This window comes from Sphingomonas sp. BK481, from assembly GCF_014194875.1.
Classification (GTDB): Bacteria; Pseudomonadota; Alphaproteobacteria; order Sphingomonadales; family Sphingomonadaceae; genus Sphingomonas; species Sphingomonas aerolata.
Genome location: NZ_JACIAP010000008.1, coordinates 70,211 through 87,296 on the forward strand (window position 1 = coordinate 70,211; position 17,086 = coordinate 87,296).

Sequence of the window (17,086 nt, forward strand, 5' to 3'; positions counted from 1 at the left end):
TGATGCTAGCGGAGACCCGATGAGCGACGACACGCGCCCCGACACCGATCCGATCGAGACGACGCCGTCGCGCCGCCGCGTCCTGACGCTCGGCGCGGTCGGTGCCGCTGCGGTCGTGTCGATCCGTCCAGCGCTGGCGCAGACCGCGGGATCGGTGCTCAATTGCGACATTCCGGTGCCCGATGCGGGCCGCGCGGGCAGCTTCATCGATGCGCAGGGCAAGATCGTGCCATCGGGGACCAAGGGCGCTTTCGCGGGCGCCAGCCGGCCGTTCAAGGGCGAGGAGGTCCGGCGCGTGCTCAACAGCGGCGGCCAGCTCCCCGGCACCGATTCCGAACGCAGCCGCGCCTATGTAAATTACATCCGCCGGTTGCAGCGCGGCCAGGGCGGCTTCACCTGCTTCGCCTCGTTGCAGATGCCGCGCGGCTGAGGCCGTGGACGACGCCGCACCGGGGCTGATCTACCGCGCCGACCCGCCGGGCGGGCTGGTCCTTGCGCCGCTCGACGCGTTCACCGCGGTCTATCATCGTCGCTCGGGCATGACCCACCTGCTGACCGAACCCGCGCCGCAGATCCTGGCGATCCTGGGCGACGCCGGGCTGTCGCTCGACGCGCTGCTCGACCGGCTGGCGGAGGACTATGATCTCGCCGACGCCACAGCTTCGGCGCTGGCGGCGCGGCTCGACGAGCTGGTCGCCGCCGGGCTTGTCGCAGCGTCGTGAGACACGCCTTCGCGCTGCGCATCGGTCCGATCGGGTTCCGGATCGGATCGGACTGGCGCGCGCCGATCGATCAGCTCCGCAGCCTCTATAGCGACTATCCCGCGCCGCAGGACGGGGTGGCGGATTACACTGTCCGCCTCTTCGCGCGGCGACCCTGGCGGCGGTGGCTCCGCCCGTCGGTCGAGATCGGCGGCGATTACATGCTGCCAGAGGCCGCGCCGCTTCCGCTGCGGCACGGGCTGCTCGCCGCCGAAATGGCGATGAACCTCCAGATGGCGCTCGGCGCACGCCGCCACCTGTTGCTCCATGCCTCTGCGGTCGAACGCGATGGCCGGGCGGTGCTGATGACCGGGGTCTCAGGTGCGGGCAAATCGACGCTGGCGACGCTGCTTGCGGCGCGGGGCTGGCGGTTCATGGGCGACGAGTTCGCGCTGCTCCACCCCGCGACAGGGCTGCTCCACGCCTTTCCGCGGTTGATCAGCCTGAAGAATGCGGCAATCCCGGCGGCCGAGGCCGCCTGGCCAGACGCGCGGATGGGGCCGCTGATGGCGGCGACTCCGAAGGGCGATATCCGCCACATGGTCCCCGACGCCCGCGCGATCGCCGCGATGGATCAGCCGGCGACCCCCGCCTTGCTGCTGTTTCCCCGGTACGGCGATGCGGCGGCGGTCCGGCCCGTGCCGCCTGCCGAGGCGTTCGTCCGGATGACGCAGGCCTCGACCAACTATGTCGCGCTCGGCGAGGCCGGATTCACGGCGATGACGCGCCTGATCGAGCAGGTCCCCGCGGTCGCGATCGACTATCCCGATGGTGCCAGCGGGGTCGCGCAGGTCGAGGCGTTATGCGCGGCGTTGTGACAGACCTCCCGCGTAGAGCGGTGGCGGACGCACGCCTGCTCGCCTGTGCGCTCGCCGATCCGGGACGCGTCATGGCGCTCGACGCGGAAGGCTGGACCAGCCTGCTGACGATAGCCCGCGCGGAACAGCTGATCGGGACGCTGGCGTTGCGCCTCGACGGCCTGCCGCTGCCGCGCGCGGTCGAGGCGATCCTCGGCGATGCACGCGCCGCCGCGGAACAGGGCCGCCGCGCGGCGCTGTGGGAGGCGGAGATGGCGCGGCGTGCGCTTGCCCCGCTCGGCTGCCCGGTCGTGCTCCTCAAGGGGACGGCCTATGCCGCGGCGGGACTGATGGCGGGGCAGGGCCGGTCGATCGGCGATCTCGACATCCTCGTCCCGCGGGCGGCGCTCGAGCGGGTCGAGGCGGCGGTGCTCGGCGCGGGGTGGGGGTGGGTGAAGCCCGATCCGTATGACGACGCCTATTACCGGCGCTGGATGCATGAGCTGCCGCCGCTGATTCACCGCGAGCGCGACCGGATGATCGACGTCCACCACACGATCCTGCCGCTCACCGCGCGGGTCACGCCCGATCCCGCGCGGCTGATCGCGGACAGCGTGCCGCTCGGCAACGGCCTGCGCACGCTGTCGCCCAATGGCATGATCGTCCATGCCGCGGCGCATCTGTTCGCGGACGGCGACCTGGCGGGCGGCCTGCGCAACCTGTGGGACATTCGCTGTCTGGTCGAGGAGTTCGGCACCGAGGGGCTTGCAGAGGAGGCGTCGCGGCATGGTCTGCGCCTCCCCGTCTCGCGCGCGCTGCGCCTCGTCGACGGCCTGTTCGCCGGGGGCCGGCTGGCGGCCAGCGACCGCCTCTATGTGCGGCGGCTGACCGCGCGCGACGGCTGGGGGCGGCCGACCCGCCCGGTCACGCGGCTGGCCTTCTACGTCCGGTCGCACGCGCTGCGGATGCCGCCGGCGATGCTCGCGCGCCATTTGTGGACGAAGTGGCGCAAGGCCTGAGCGCCCGCGCGGGGGATCAGTGCAGCGTGCGCAGCCGCGGCGGCCGTGTCCGCCGCACCATCGCGATGATCGCGACGACGACGGCGATCGCGATCGTGTCGGCGATCCAGTCGCGAATGTCGCAGTCGCGGTGCAGCGACGGGATCGACTGCGCCACCTCGACCATCGCGCCGAGGAAGGACAGGCGTTCGAGCACCTTGCGTCCGCGCGCCGCCGGATAGGCGAACGACGCCAGCGCGGCGAGCGTCGCGAAGGCGAGCATGTGCTGGAACTTGTCGCCGAACTGGTCGATCGGCAGATGCGGCGGCTTGGGCAGCAGCGCCATCGTCACGGCGAAGACGATCGCCAGCGCCAGTGCGATCTTGAAGAACCCGGTCAGGTCGCGGTCGCGGCCGTTCACGCTGCGGTGCGCCGGGCAAGGTCGTCGAGCGCAGGGATCAGCGCATCAAATCCGTCGATCACCGCCTCTGCCCCGAGCTCGTCGACCGGCTGCATCAGAAAGCCGAAGCTGCACGCGATCGTCGGCAACCCCGCCGCCTGTCCCGCCTGGATATCGAAGATCGAATCGCCGACGAACGCCGCGCGGGGGGCGGCACCTTGCGTCCCGGCGCGCTTCGCGTCCGCCACCACGGCGCACTGGCGCACCATTTCGTGGATCGGCATCGGCGACGGCTTGCCCTCCGCCATCGTGTCGCCGCCGAGGATGCAGGCGAACCGGTCGGTCAGGCCGAGTTCGTCGAGCACGGTGCGCGCGAATCGTTCGATCTTGTTGGTGACGATCCCGATCGTGACGCCGCGCGCCGCCAGCGCGTCGAGCGCCTCGATCACCCCGGGATAGGGCCGCGTCAGCACACAGATATGCGCCTCGTAATAGGCGAGCAGCGCGGCGTGCAGCCGGTCGAGCATCGCCTCGTCATAGCCGCCGGTCGCGGTCAGTCCTTGTTTCAGCATGTGCCGCGCGCCGCCGCCGATCATCGGCTTGACCTGTTCGACGCTCAGCGCCGGCCGCTCCGCAAGCGCGAGGGCATGATTGACCGCCGCGGTCAGGTCGCCGCTGGTGTCGAGCAGGGTGCCGTCAAGGTCGAACCCGACGATATCGAATGAAAAATGCGTCATCGCCGTGATGCCTGCCAGCGCGGCTATGGAATTGGCAAGGCTTTCGTGGCAGCGGTCCTTCCATGACGACGCATATGCACGACCAGTCCATCGCGGTGATCATCCTGGCGGCCGGCAAGGGCACCCGGATGAAGTCCGACCTGCACAAGGTGCTGCACCCGATCGCGGGGCGGCCGATGCTGCACCATCTGGTCGCGAGCGCGGCGACGCTGCACCCCGCGCGCACCGTCGTGGTGACGGGTGCCGGGCGCGAGCAGGTCGAGCGCGCGGTCGCCCCGCTGGGGATCGCCACCGCGCTGCAGGCCGAACAGCTCGGCACCGGCCACGCCGTGGCGCAGGCGCGCGACGCGCTGGCCGGGTTCGAGGGCGATGTGCTCATTCTCTATGGTGACGTCCCGCTCGTGACCGCCGCGACGATGCAGCGGATGATCGACCGGTTGCACGGCGACGACGCGCCCGCGGCGGTCGTGCTCGGCTTCCGTCCCGCCGATCCCGGCGCCTATGGCCGCGTCATCGCCGATGCCGCCGGCCGGATCGACCGGATGGTCGAATATAAGGACGCCTCCGACGCCGAGCGTGCGGAGACGCTGTGCAATTCGGGGCTGATGGCGGTCCATTCGCGCGACCTGTTCGCGTTGCTCGCGCGCGTCGGCAACGACAATGCGGCGGGCGAATATTATTTGCCCGACATCGTCATGCTCGCTGCCGCCGACGGCCGGGCCTCGGCGGTGATCGAGACGGACGAAGGCGAGGTAGCGGGCGTCAACAGCCGCGGCGAGCTCGCCGCGGTCGAGGCGGCCTGGCAGGCGACGCGCCGTGCCGCCGCGATGGCGGACGGCGCAACGCTGATCGCGCCCGACACGGTCTGGTTCGCGCACGACACGCTGCTCGGACGCGACGTGACGATCGAGCCGAACGTCGTGTTCGGCCCGGGCGTTCGCGTCGCCGATGGCGCGGTCATCCATGCCTTCAGCCATGTCGAGGGTGCGGTGATCGGCGAAAAGGCGGATGTCGGCCCGTTCGCGCGCCTGCGGCCCGGCGCGGATCTCGGTGCCGGATCACGCGTCGGCAACTTCGTCGAGGTAAAGAAGGCGACGATCGGCGTCGGCGCGAAGGTCAATCATCTGAGCTATATCGGCGATGCAGAGATCGGCGCGCGCGCGAACATCGGCGCGGGCACGATCACCTGCAACTACGACGGTTACTTCAAATACCGTACCGTCGTCGGCGAGGACGCGTTCATCGGCTCGAATTCCGCGCTGGTCGCGCCGGTGACCGTCGGCCGCGGCGCGATCGTCGCGGCGGGGTCGGTGCTCACGCGCGACGTCGACGCCGACGCACTCGCGCTCGTCCGTCCGCCCCAGGTCGACAAGCCCGGATGGGCGGCGCGATTCCGCAAAATGATGGTGGCCCGCAAAGCCGCTCGTCGGTGACGCCCCGCGCGACCGATCGCGCGCGGCTCCCGACTGGACCAGGATCATGCGGCGCGTGTCGCACGCCTCGCCCGACAAGACGAATGGATAGATAGCATGTGTGGCATCGTGGGAATCCTGAGCAATGACGCGGTTGCCGAGCGGTTGCTCGACGGTCTCAAGCGGCTCGAATATCGCGGCTATGATTCGGCTGGCATCGCGACCGATCATGACGGCGCGATCGAGCGCCGGCGCGCATCGGGCAAGCTGGTCAACCTCGCCAACGAGCTCGCCGCGCATCCGCTGCCCGGCAGGACCGGTATCGCGCACACGCGCTGGGCGACGCATGGCGGGCCGACCACCAACAACGCGCATCCACATGCGACCGGTGAGGTCGCGGTCGTCCACAACGGCATCATCGAGAATTTCAAACCGCTGCGCGACGAACTGATCGCGCGTGGGCGGACCTTCACGAGCGAGACCGACACCGAAGTGGTCGCGCATCTGATCAGCGAGAAGGTCGAGGCCGGCAGCGATCCGATCTCGGCGGTGCGCGAGATCCTGCCGCGTCTGCACGGCGCGTTCGCGCTCGCCATCCTGTTCCGCCAGCATCCCGACCTGCTGATCGGCGCGCGGCTCGGCTCGCCGCTGGTCGTCGGCCACGGCGACGGCGAGATGTTCCTCGGCTCGGACGCGCTCGCGCTCGCGCCGCTGACACAGCGCATCGCCTATCTCGACGAGGGCGACTGGGTCGTGCTCACGCGCGACGGCGCGCAGGTCTATGACCGCGATAACGCGCCCGTCGAGCGCGCGGTCACGCTGTCGGGGATCACCGGCGAGGTGATCTCGAAGGGCAACCACAAGCATTACATGCTCAAGGAGATCTACGAGCAGCCGATCGTCGTCGCGCAGACGCTGCGTTCGTATCTGAAGCGGATGGAGGGCGAGGTTTCGCTGCCGATCCCCGAATTGGACCTATCGACCATCAAGCGCGTCACGATCGTCGCGTGCGGGACGAGCTTCTATGCGGGCATGGTCGCCAAATACTGGTTCGAGCAGTTCGCGCGCGTCCCCGTCGACCTCGATGTCGCGTCCGAGTTCCGATACCGCGCGCCGGTGATGGAGGAGGGCGGCCTCGCGCTGTTCATCTCGCAGTCGGGCGAGACCGCGGACACGCTGGCCGCGCTGCGCCATGCCAAGGCCGAAGGGCAGAAGATCGCCGTCGTCGTCAACGTGCCGACCAGCAGCATGGCGCGCGAGGCGGACCTGTTGCTGCCGACGCATGCCGGCCCCGAGATCGGGGTTGCCTCAACCAAGGCGTTCACCTGCCAGCTTGCGGTGCTTGCCGCGCTCGCCGCCAATCTGGCGCGCGCGAAGGGCCTGCTGACCCGTGAGCAGGAGCGCGAGATCGTCCGCCACCTCGCCGAGGCGCCCGCCGCGCTCAACGGTGCGCTGGCCTATGACGAGGCGATCGAGGCGATGGCGCACACCGTCGCGGGTGCGCGCGACGTGCTGTATCTCGGGCGCGGTACGGATTACCCGCTCGCGCTGGAGGGTGCGCTGAAGCTGAAGGAAATCAGCTATATTCACGCCGAGGGCTATGCTGCGGGCGAGATGAAGCACGGCCCGATCGCGTTGATCGACGAGCATGTGCCGGTCATCGTCATCGCACCGTCGGGGCCGCTGTTCGACAAGACCGTTAGCAACATGCAGGAAGTGATGGCGCGCGGCGGCAAGGTCGTGCTGATCAGCGACTATGACGGCATCCAGGCGGCGGGCGAGGGCTGCATGGCGACGATCACCATGCCCAAGGTCCACCCGCTGATCGCGCCTCTGGTCTATGCGGTCCCGGTCCAGCTGCTCGCCTATCACGTCGCGGTGCTCAAGGGGACCGACGTCGATCAGCCGCGCAACCTGGCGAAGTCTGTCACCGTCGAATAAGGGCGCCGCGGCTCAGGCCGCCTCGCGGTGGGGCAATGGCGGCATCTGGTCGTCGCCGTTGAACCGCGCGATCCAGGGCAGGACGTCCTGCGCTTCGAGCGGGCGGGCGAAGACATAGCCCTGTGCCTCGTCGCACGCCATCCGCGTCAGCGTGTCGACGGCGCCGACGGTCTCCACGCCCTCGGCCACCACGCGGAAGCCGAGCTTCTTCGACAGCGAGATCATCGTCGCGATCACCGTCCGGCTGCGGGCGTCGTCGGTGTCGAGCGGGTCGACGAACGACTTGTCGATCTTGACCACGCTCGCGGGCAGCGTCTGGAGATAGGCCAGGCTGCTGTGGCCGGTCCCGAAATCGTCGATCGCGACGCGGACCCCGGTCGCCGCCAGTGCCTCGAGCCTGGCGAGCGACTGCGCCGAATTCTCCATCATCGCGCTTTCGGTCACCTCGACCTCGAGCATGTCGGGCGCGACATTGTGCGCGTCGAGCGCCGCGGCGATTGCCGCGACGAGTCCGTCCTCGTCGAGATTGGTCGCCGAGATGTTGATCGACAGAGGCAGCGAGACGCCACACGCCTGCCACGCCGCCAGCTGACGCAGGGCGGTGTCGAGGACGAATGCGGTGGTCGGCTTGGCCAGCGTGGTCCGTTCGACGATCGGGATGAACTCCGCGGGCGATACGTCGCCCAGCGTCGGGTCGTTCCAGCGCAGCAACGCTTCCGCCCCGACGCAGCGACGTGATCCGAGGTCGATCCGCGGCTGATAGACCAGGCGGAGCGACGCGCCGTCCTCCAGCGCGGTGCCGAACGCGCTGAGCAGCACGATATTGCGCCGGTATTCGGAATCGTTCGACGTCGCATAGACGCTGATCAGGCTGTCCTTGGCCTGCGCATCCTGTGCGGCGCTGTGGGCAGCGCGCAGGATTTCCTGCGACCGGATCGCGCCCAGCGTCACGGGGACGATCCCGGCCGCCATCGTCGTCACGAACCGCGCGATCGAGCCCGCGGCACTGACCGCAAGCCCGGCGCTCACCACGTCGAGATAGCCAGGCATGGTCGCACCGGGCGCGGACAGGAAGGCAAACTGGGTCGCGGCCACATGATAGAGCGTTCGCGCGGATCCCAGTTGCTCGCGCAAGGTCCGCGCCGATTCCTTGACGAGCGTTTCGATATAGCCGGCGCCCATCACCCGGATCAGCGCATTCAGCTGGTCGGCACGCGCGAGGTCGAGCAGCACGACGAAGCGCTGCTCGCCGGGCGTGTCACGCGCGAGATCGTCGAGATCTTCCAGAAACCGGAAGCGATTGGGCAGCGCGCTGACCGGATCGACCCGCCCGACCGCATGCTGGAGGTCGATCTGCGCCATGACCATCGCCGCAAGGTCGGTCAGCGCGGCAAGCTCCTCGGGCGAAGCAGCTCGGGGTTCGGCGCCCAGCACGCAGAGCGACCCGAGCCCATGGCCCTCCCGCGTGATCAGCGGCGCACCCGCATAGAAACGGATGCCGGACTGCGCGAGCGGGCTGTTGGCATAGAAGCCGTCGGCCGCCAGGTCGGGTATCACCAGCCCCTGCGTCGTCTCGGCGACCTCCGCACACGGGGCCTTGGCCCGCGCGATGTGGTCATGCGTGATCCCGACGCGCGACTTGAACCATTGCCGGTCGGTATCGGTCAGCGAGATTGCGGCGATTGGCAGCCCGAAGATCTGGCCCGCCATCCGGGTGATGCGATCGAAGCTTTCGCTGGCGCTGGTGTCGAGCAGGCGCAATTGGCGCAATGCATCAAGCCGTGCCGCCTCTTCATACGCCCGCATTTCTATGCTCCAGTCGCCAGCATTATGCGCAACGAGTCGACTTGCGCGATAGACTTATGTTGTTAACATGGAGTAAATTACAGCAACTTGACGGATCTGCCCCGCCGGACGAATTGCTGCAGCCAAAGCATTGGTTTGGGGACAGGGATGAGCGAAATACCATTGGTGGCCGGGATCGAACTTGGCGGGACCAAGTGCATCTGTATCCTGGCGCGAGGGCCCGATGCGATCGAGGAAATCGTACGAATTCCGACAACTCGCCCCGATGAGACGCTTGCCGCGATCGAAGCCGTGCTCGACCGCTGGACCGGTTTCGTCGCCATCGGGATCGCAAGCTTCGGCCCCGTCGGGATCGACCGGCGCGGTGGTGACTACGGCCATATCACCTCGACGCCCAAGCCCGGTTGGGCGGGGACCGACGTCGCCGGGCGCCTGCAGCGTCGCTATGCGGTACCGACCGGCTTCCATACCGACGTCGTCGGCGCGGCGCTGGCCGAGGCGCGCTGGGGTGCGGCGCAGGGCCTGGCGGACATTGCCTATGTGACCGTCGGCACCGGGGTCGGCGCGGGGCTGATCGCGGGGCATCGACCGGTCGACGGCCTGATGCATTCGGAACTCGGGCATATCCGGCCGGTCCGCGCGCCGGGCGACGACTGGATCGGCAGTTGCCCGTTTCACGGCGCCTGCCTCGAGGGGCTTGTATCGGGGCCGGCGATCGCCGCGCGGCTCGGCCATCCCGCCGATGAGGCCCCCGCCGACCATCCGGTCTGGACGGGCGTCGCGGAGGCGCTTGGCCAGTTGTGCCACACGCTCGTGCTCACCGGCATTCCGCGCAGGATCGTCATCGGCGGCGGCGTGATGGGCGCCGGTCACCTGTTTCCGCGGGTCCGTGCCGCGCTGACGCGCAGTCTCGGGGGGTATATCGCATTGCCCGAGCCGACGCTGGTCGATACGTTCGTCGTACCGCCGGCACTCGGCGGCAATGCCGGCCCGCTCGGCGCCATTATCCTTGGTGGCCAAGCGCTTGGTGACTCGGTCGGAGGGTCGAGCGGCTCGGCCTTCATGTCATATTAATTACAGATGCCTACCCACCGGGCCGCGCGAGAAGGCCTGGAAGATCGCTTATACGGGCGGGGTCAGGTATCGTGAGGAACGGTGTCCGATGCGTATTCTGATTGTCGACGACGAACCCGGAGTTCATGACGATTACGCCCGTGCGATCCTGGGGACGGAACCGGCGGCGGCCGACCCGCAGGCGGACGCGTTTTCGATTACCCCGGTCGGCACCGGCATCGATGCGATCGCGGCGGTTGAATCCGCTATCGCCGAGGCGGCGCCGTTCGCGGTCGCCTTCCTCGATCTGCAGATGGCGTCGGGGCTCGACGTCTGCGAGACGGCGCGCCGGATCCGCGCGCTCGACCCCGACGTCAACTTCGTCATCGTTACCGCGCTCGACGGCGCCTCGCTGGCCGGGATCGCCAAGGTGGCCGGTCCGGTCGACAAGATCTTCCATATCGCCAAGCCGTTTGCCCCCGCCGAGTTGCGCCAGACCGCACTGGCCCTGACGCAGCGCTGGCAGTTCGACCATGACTGCAACGCGGTGCGCGCGGCGCTCGTGCGGCAGGTGGCGCAGCTCGAGGTCCGGGCGGCCGAGCTGGCGGCCAATGAAAGCCGTGCGATCCATCTGGCGACGCACGACTCGCTGACCGACGCGCCCAACCGGCTGGCGTTTCTCCGCGCGCTTGCCGAACGCACCCGCGCGGACGGATGGTTCGCGACGGTGATGATCGATCTCGACCGGTTCAAGCTGGTCAACGACACGCTGGGGCATCTTGCCGGCGACGCGCTGATCCGCGAGATCTGCGCGATCCTCGGCCGGTCCTCGCCCGACGGCGCGCTGGTCGCGCGGCTTGGCGGCGACGAATTCGGCGTGTTGTTCAGCACCGCAGACGAGACCAGCGCCTTGCTCGCCTGCGAACGGATGATCGCGGCCTGTTCGGTCAGCCTTCAGGTCTTTGGCAGTTCCGTCCAGGGCGGCGCCTCAGCCGGGCTGGTCGTGACGCATGGCGGGCAGGGCAGCGACCCGGTCGACGTCATGCGGCGGGCCGATCTCGCGCTCAACGACGCCAAACGGAGCGGCCGGCGCATGGCGCGCGTGTTCGACGAGAGCATGGACGAGGATATCCGCTTCCGCCGGCGCGTTGAAAGCGGGCTCGGCGAAGCGATCGCGAACAACGAGCTCAGCCTGGTGTTCCAACCGATCGTGTCGCGCGAATCGATCGAAGTGGTCGGGTTCGAGGCGCTGCTGCGCTGGAACACCATGGCTTACGGCCCGATCAGCCCGGGCCTGTTCATGCCGATCGCGGAGGAATCGAACCTCATCCACGACCTAGGCGACTGGGTGCTGCGCAATGCGCTCGCGGTCCTGACGCAGTGGCCGGGTCAGTATGTCTCGGTCAATTTCAGCCCGCGACAGTTCCGGCGCCACCATTTCGTTGACTATGTCAGCGAGAGCGTCCGCCGTGCCGGGGTCGATCCCAGCCGGTTGCAGATCGAGATCACCGAGACCGCGATCTTCGACGATGCCGAGCGTGCGGCAGAGACGCTGGGCGCGCTGCGCCGCATGGGGTTCCGCATTGCGCTCGACGATTTCGGGACGGGCTATTCGAGCCTGCACAACATTCGCACCTTCGCGCTCGACTGCCTGAAGATCGACCGCAGCTTCATCGAGGGGATGGGCCGCGAGCGCGAGAGCGCGGCGATCGTTCATTCGATCATCAGTCTGGGCCGCGCACTCGGCATCGGGGTCATCGCCGAAGGGGTGGAGACCGAGGCGCAGGTCCAGGCCTTGCGCCTGGCGGGGGCCAGCCATCTCCAGGGCTTCTTCTTCTCGCACCCGGTACCTGCTGCGATCGCCCGGACCATGGCGGAAGCACGCGGTCTCGGCGGGGATCCCGCCGCGGCGCCCCGCGTCATGGCACCGTCGCCGGGCGTCTGATCCCACACCCGCGAAGCGCGCGGCGGCTCAGAGCAGGACGGGCTGTGCGTCGTCCGGCTCGTCACCAACCAGCCCCGACAGCGTCAGGCCGAGCAGCCGGACGCCCTGTGGTACCGGAAGCTGCGCCATCAGCAGGTCCAGTCCGGCGGCGACGAACGCAGCCTTGTCGACCACCGCGGCGCTCGACGAGCGGGCGCGCGTGATCGTCCGGAAATCGGCATGGCGCAGTTTCAGCGTGACCGTCCGCCCGCGCGTGGCGTGCCGCTCGATCCGCACCCACGCCGCATCCGCAACCCGGTGCAACGCCTCGCGCAGCGCTGCCGGATCGCTCAGATTGGTCTCGAACGTCCGCTCCGCACCGACCGACTTGGCGGCACGGTTGACGCGCACCGGGCGGTGATCGATCCCGCGTGCTGCCCCGTACAGATAGTCCGCATAGCTGCCGAAATGCGCCTGGAGGAACGCCAGCGGGCGTTCGAGCAGATCTGCGCCGGTCAGGATGCCGAGCTGTTCCATGCGCTTGGCGGTGACCGGGCCGACGCCGTGGAACCGCTTGACCGGCAATGACGCGACGAACGCGGCCCCGCGCTTCGGCGTGATGACGCAGATCCCGTCGGGCTTGTTCTGGTCCGACGCAAGCTTCGCGATGAACTTGTTGTAGCTGACCCCGGCGGAGGCGGTCAGCCCGGTATCGGCCTTGATCCGCGCGCGGATCTCCTCGGCGATCGCCTGCGCCGATCCGACCCCGCGGATATCGGCGGTGACGTCTAGATACGCCTCGTCGAGCGACAGCGGTTCGACGAGCGGGGTGAAATGCGCGAAGATCGCGCGGATCTGGTCGGACACCGCACGGTACACGTCGAAGCGCGGCGGCACGAAGACGAGGTCGGGGCAGCGCCTGAGCGCGGTGACAGACGGCATCGCGCTGTGCACCCCGAAGGTTCGCGCCTCGTAGCTCGCGGCGGCGACCACCCCGCGCGCGCGCGAACCACCCACCGCGACCGGCCGTCCCTTCAATGTCGGGTCGTCGCGCTGTTCGACCGAGGCATAGAAGGCGTCCATGTCGACATGGATGATCTTGCGCTGCACCGGCGGCGGGGTAGGAGAAGCGGCCATCTGCACCGCAGATAGGTTCTGACGATGCGCGGAAACAGAGCGTCGTTACGGCGTTGAACGAATTCGGCCGGGCGCAAGCGGCGACGACAAGGGGACCTGGACGTGCGGATCGGAACCGAATGCTGGCGTATCGAACGCGCGGACCAGATGTCCGTGATCGTCGATGCGGAGGAATATTTCCGTCAGGCGCGCGTCGCCATGCTCAACGCCAAGCGGCGGATCATGCTGATCGGCTGGGATTTCGATGCGCGGATCCAGCTCGAACCCGGGGTCGACCGCCCCGGCGAACCGCCGACGCTCGGCGCCTTCATCCTGTGGCTGGTCGAACGCGAGCCCGAGCTCGAGATTTTCCTGCTCCGCTGGGATACCGGTGCGATCAAGTCGCTGTTCCGCGGCTCGACCCTGTTCACGATGATGAAGTGGATGCGGCATCCGCGCATCCATACCAAGCTCGACGGGCATCATCCGACCGCGGGGTCGCATCACCAGAAGATCGTGATCATCGACGACTGCCTCGCCTTTTGCGGCGGGATCGACATGACCGGCGACCGCTGGGACACGCGCGAACATCGCCATGACGATGCGCGACGGCGGCGCCCCTCGGGCCGTCCCTACAAGCCGTGGCACGACGCGATCAGCGCGGTCGCAGGCCCCGTCGCGACCGCGTTGGGGCAGCTGTTCCGCGACCGGTGGGTGCTGGCCGGCGGCGTGCCGATCGCCGAGGCGAACCCTGGCGCGGCCTGCTGGCCCGACGAGCTCGGCGTGCATTTCCGCGATGTCGACGTCGCGATCGCGCGGACCGAACCCGAGATGGATGATCAGGTCCCGGTGCATGAGAGCGAGGCGCTGTTCCTCGCGCAGATCGCCGGGGCCAAGCGGCATCTCTATATCGAGAGCCAGTATTTCGCGTCGCGCAAGATCGCCGAGGCGGTCGCGCGCCGTCTCGACGAGGCGGACGGGCCCGAAATCGTGATCATCAACCCGGTGACTGCGCAGGGGTGGCTCGAGCCGATCGCGATGGACACCGCGCGCGCGCGCCTGATGACCGCGCTGGCGCACCGTGACGTCCACAAGCGGCTGCGCATGTACCATCCCTATACCAGCGGCGGGGAGGCGATCTATTGCCATGCCAAGATCCTGATCGCGGACGACCAGATCTTCCGGCTCGGGTCGTCGAACATGAACAACCGTTCGCTGCGGCTCGACACCGAATGCGACCTCGCGATCCGCGCGCATGACGAGGCGACGAGCACGGGCATCACCGCGATCCGCAACGACCTGATCGCCGAACATCTTGCGGTCGATGTCGAGGTGGTGACCACGATGATCGCCGAGACCGGGTCGCTGATCGAGACGATCGAGCGGCTGCGCGGGCAGGGCAAGTCGCTGCGCGCCTATGAGGCGCCCGACCTGACCGCGGTCGAGGAATGGCTGGCGGACAATGAGGTGCTCGATCCCGAGGGCCCCGAGGAGATGTTCGAGAGCTTCGCGAAGCGCGGCCTGTTCCGCCGCCTCCGCCACCGCCGCCCGAAGAAGAAGTGAGCGATCCTCCCCCGCCAGGGGGAGGATCAGGTTAGAACAGCCCTTCGATCAACCCATCCGCATCGAGCCGGATGGCTTCCGCCGCGGGGACGCGCGGGAGGCCGGGCATCGTCATGATCTCGCCGCAGATCGCGACGACGAAGCCCGCGCCCGCCGCCAGCCGAACCTCGCGCACCGGCACGATATGCCCGGTCGGCGCGCCGAGCAGCGCGGGGTCGCTCGAAAAGCTGTACTGCGTCTTGGCAAGGCAGACGGGCAGGTGGCTATAGCCGGCATCCTCCCAGCGCTTGAGCTGCGCGAGCACGCTGGGCTCGGCGACCGCATGTTCCGCGCGGTAGATCCGCCGGGCGACCGTGTCGATCTTGTCGAACAGCGACAGATCGTCACCATAAAGCGGCGCGAAATTCGCGGCATGCGTGTCGCACAGCTCGGCCACCGCGTCGGCGAGCTTGGTTGCCCCCGCGCCGCCCTCGGCCCAGTGGCGGCACAGGATCGCACGGGCGCCATGCGCGCTCGCCGCCTCGTGCACGACCGCGATCTCGGCCTCGCTGTCGGTGTGGAAATGGTTGATCGCGACGACCGCGGGAACACCGAACTGGCGGATATTCTCGATATGGCGGACGAGATTGACCGCACCGCGCCGGACCGCCTCGACGTCCTCCGCGCCGAGATCGGCCTTGGCGACCCCGCCGTTCATCTTGAGCGCGCGGACCGTCGCGACGATCACCACCGCATCGGGGGACAACCCCGCCTGGCGGCATTTGATGTCGAAGAACTTCTCCGCGCCCAGATCCGCGCCGAAGCCCGCCTCGGTCACGACATAGTCGCCCAGCGCGAGCGCAGCGCGCGTCGCGATCACCGAGTTGCAGCCATGCGCGATGTTGGCGAACGGCCCGCCGTGCAGGAAGGCGGGGTTGCCCTCGAGCGTCTGGACGAGGTTCGGCTTGATCGCCTCCGCCAGCAGGACCGCCATCGCGCCGTCGGCCTTCAGGTCGCGCGCGGTGACGGGGGTGCGGTCGCGGGTATAGGCGACGACGATGTCACCCAGCCGCCGCTCCATGTCGGCCAGATTCTCGCTGAGGCACAGGATCGCCATCACCTCGGAGGCGACGGTGATGTCGAACCCCGATTCGCGCGGATAGCCGTTGGCGACCCCGCCGATCGACTGGACGATGTCGCGCAGCGCACGGTCGTTCATGTCAAGCACGCGGCGCCACACCACGCGCCGCACGTCGATCTGCAGCGCGTTGCCCCAATGGATATGATTGTCGATCATCGCCGCGAGCAGGTTGTGCGCCGCGGTGATCGCGTGGAAATCGCCGGTGAAATGGAGGTTGATGTCCTCCATCGGCGCGACCTGCGCACGTCCGCCGCCGGTCGCGCCGCCCTTGGTGCCGAAGCACGGCCCGAGCGACGGTTCGCGCAGCGCCAGCACCGTCTTGCGCCCCGTCAGGTTCAGCGCGTCGGCGAGCCCGACCGAAGTCGTCGTCTTGCCCTCGCCCGCGGGCGTCGGGTTGATCGCGGTGACGAGCACCAGCCGGCCGCGTTGCGCCCCCTCGCGGCGGCCATGCGCTTCGAGCCAGTCGAGTGCGATCTTGGCCTTGAACCGGCCGTAAGGCTCGACCGCGTCGTCGGGGATGCCGAGCGCGTCGGCGACCCGCGCGATGGGGCGCAGCGCGACGCTGCGGGCGATGGCAATGTCGGTTGTCATGAGCCTAGTTCTTCAGTTTCCAGCCGCTTTTCAGCAGCATGTAGCACAGCGTGGCGAGCGCGACGTCGATCGCCAGGATGACGAGGCCGCCGACGAGCACCGGCGAATCGGCAACGCCCAGAAAGCCGTAGCGAAAGCCCGAGATGATGTAGAAGAACGGATTGACGTGGCTGAACGCGCGGAACGCGGGCGCCAGCGTGTCGACCGAATAGAAGGTGCCCGACAGCAGCGAGAGCGGCGCGACGACGAAGTTGGTGACCGCGGCGGCATGGTCGAACTTGTCCGCCCAGATCGACGTCAGCACGCCGAGCAGCGCGAGGAAGGTCGCGCCGAGCAGGCCGAACCACAGGATCGCGAGCGGCGCATGCGGCGTGACGTGCACGCCCGGATACAGCGCCATCGCCGCCCAGACGACGCACCCGACCAGCACCGCACGCGTCACCGCACCGCCGACGAGCGCCGCGAGCAGCTCGGCGGTCGACAGTGGTGGCTGAAGATAGTCGACGATCGTGCCCTGCATCTTGCCGACCAGCAGCGAAAAGCTCGCATTGGCAAATGCCGGGCCCATCATGCCCTGGCTGATGATCAGCCCGGGGGCGATGAAATCGGCGAACATCACGGTCTCGCCGCCGACCAGCACGGGGCGTTTGGCGCCCGTCGCGATGGTGAAAACGATCAGGAACAGCAATGTCGTCATCGCCGGCGCCCACACCGTCTGCAGCTGGACCTTGAAGAACCGGCGCACCTCCTTGATATAGAGGGTACGAAGTCCCTCCCAGTTCACGTTGCGAATGACGGGAACGCCGGGGGCGGATTGCACCGCCGACTGGATTTCACCGATTGGGGGCTGGCTGCTCATGGGGGTTG

The 17,086-nt window shown here is 68.5% G+C and carries 15 protein-coding genes; 9 read left to right on the top strand and 6 right to left on the bottom strand.

What is annotated here, in order from left to right:
- Positions 1-19: 19 nt before the first annotated feature.
- The 4 genes from FHY04_RS15405 to FHY04_RS15420 are packed head-to-tail and all read left to right on the top strand — an operon-like array spanning position 20 to position 2,577.
- Positions 20-430: a hypothetical protein gene (locus FHY04_RS15405; RefSeq protein WP_031441639.1), complete on the top strand. Its 411-nt coding sequence runs from the start codon at positions 20-22 to the stop codon at positions 428-430.
- Between the two features lie 4 nt (positions 431-434).
- Positions 435-722, top strand: coding sequence for an HPr-rel-A system PqqD family peptide chaperone (locus tag FHY04_RS15410; protein WP_311725130.1), 288 nt, complete (start codon positions 435-437; stop codon positions 720-722).
- Positions 719-1,579, top strand: coding sequence for an HprK-related kinase A (locus tag FHY04_RS15415; protein ID WP_183937064.1), 861 nt, complete (start codon positions 719-721; stop codon positions 1,577-1,579). The genes FHY04_RS15410 and FHY04_RS15415 overlap by 4 nt, the downstream gene beginning before the upstream one ends.
- Positions 1,564-2,577 (top strand): nucleotidyltransferase family protein, encoded by a 1,014-nt coding sequence (locus FHY04_RS15420; protein ID WP_183937065.1) that lies wholly within the window; start codon positions 1,564-1,566, stop codon positions 2,575-2,577. The genes FHY04_RS15415 and FHY04_RS15420 overlap by 16 nt, the downstream gene beginning before the upstream one ends.
- A 16-nt stretch (positions 2,578-2,593) precedes the next feature.
- Here the strand turns inward: FHY04_RS15420 and FHY04_RS15425 are convergent, their stop codons facing one another.
- Both FHY04_RS15425 and FHY04_RS15430 read right to left on the bottom strand, forming a co-directional pair.
- The gene (locus tag FHY04_RS15425) at positions 2,594-2,977 is read right to left on the bottom strand and encodes a hypothetical protein (protein ID WP_236559065.1); all 384 of its coding nucleotides are present in this window, start codon (positions 2,975-2,977) and stop codon (positions 2,594-2,596) included.
- A complete protein-coding gene (locus FHY04_RS15430; RefSeq protein WP_183937066.1) occupies positions 2,974-3,693 on the bottom strand; it encodes an HAD hydrolase-like protein in 720 nt (239 codons plus the stop codon). Before FHY04_RS15430 ends, FHY04_RS15425 begins: the two co-directional genes overlap by 4 nt.
- Positions 3,694-3,755: 62 nt before the next feature.
- Between FHY04_RS15430 and glmU the strand changes: the two genes are divergently transcribed.
- On the top strand, positions 3,756-5,126 hold the full coding sequence (gene glmU / locus FHY04_RS15435; protein ID WP_260171553.1) for a bifunctional UDP-N-acetylglucosamine diphosphorylase/glucosamine-1-phosphate N-acetyltransferase GlmU: 1,371 nt from the start codon (positions 3,756-3,758) through the stop codon (positions 5,124-5,126).
- 96 nt (positions 5,127-5,222) lie between these two features.
- Positions 5,223-7,046, top strand: coding sequence for a glutamine--fructose-6-phosphate transaminase (isomerizing) (glmS, locus tag FHY04_RS15440; RefSeq protein WP_183937067.1), 1,824 nt, complete (start codon positions 5,223-5,225; stop codon positions 7,044-7,046).
- A 12-nt stretch (positions 7,047-7,058) separates the two neighbouring features.
- Here the strand turns inward: glmS and FHY04_RS15445 are convergent, their stop codons facing one another.
- Positions 7,059-8,852: a bifunctional diguanylate cyclase/phosphodiesterase gene (locus FHY04_RS15445; protein ID WP_183937068.1), complete on the bottom strand. Its 1,794-nt coding sequence runs from the start codon at positions 8,850-8,852 to the stop codon at positions 7,059-7,061.
- 147 nt (positions 8,853-8,999) lie between these two features.
- On the opposite strand from FHY04_RS15445, the gene FHY04_RS15450 reads away from it, so the two are divergent.
- Entirely contained in the window at positions 9,000-9,926 is a 927-nt protein-coding gene (locus FHY04_RS15450; RefSeq protein ID WP_183937069.1) for an ROK family protein, read from the top strand.
- 88 nt (positions 9,927-10,014) lie between these two features.
- Complete coding sequence (locus FHY04_RS15455) at positions 10,015-11,850, top strand: bifunctional diguanylate cyclase/phosphodiesterase (RefSeq protein ID WP_183937070.1); 1,836 nt, start codon at positions 10,015-10,017, stop codon at positions 11,848-11,850.
- Positions 11,851-11,877: 27 nt separating this feature from the next.
- Here the strand turns inward: FHY04_RS15455 and dinB are convergent, their stop codons facing one another.
- Complete coding sequence (gene dinB / locus FHY04_RS15460) at positions 11,878-12,966, bottom strand: DNA polymerase IV (RefSeq protein ID WP_037532475.1); 1,089 nt, start codon at positions 12,964-12,966, stop codon at positions 11,878-11,880.
- A gap of 147 nt (positions 12,967-13,113) precedes the next feature.
- Here dinB and FHY04_RS15465 point away from each other — a divergent pair, with 147 nt between their 5' ends.
- Positions 13,114-14,508 (top strand): phospholipase D-like domain-containing protein, encoded by a 1,395-nt coding sequence (locus FHY04_RS15465; RefSeq protein ID WP_159512761.1) that lies wholly within the window; start codon positions 13,114-13,116, stop codon positions 14,506-14,508.
- Between the two features lie 31 nt (positions 14,509-14,539).
- On the opposite strand, the gene FHY04_RS15470 is transcribed toward FHY04_RS15465, so the two are convergent.
- The gene (locus FHY04_RS15470; protein ID WP_183937071.1) at positions 14,540-16,219 is read right to left on the bottom strand and encodes a formate--tetrahydrofolate ligase; all 1,680 of its coding nucleotides are present in this window, start codon (positions 16,217-16,219) and stop codon (positions 14,540-14,542) included.
- Between the two features lie 4 nt (positions 16,220-16,223).
- Positions 16,224-17,078 carry an ABC transporter permease gene (locus tag FHY04_RS15475; RefSeq protein ID WP_031441650.1) on the bottom strand — a complete coding sequence of 285 codons (855 nt, stop codon included), beginning with the start codon at positions 17,076-17,078 and terminating at the stop codon, positions 16,224-16,226.
- Positions 17,079-17,086: the final 8 nt, after the last annotated feature.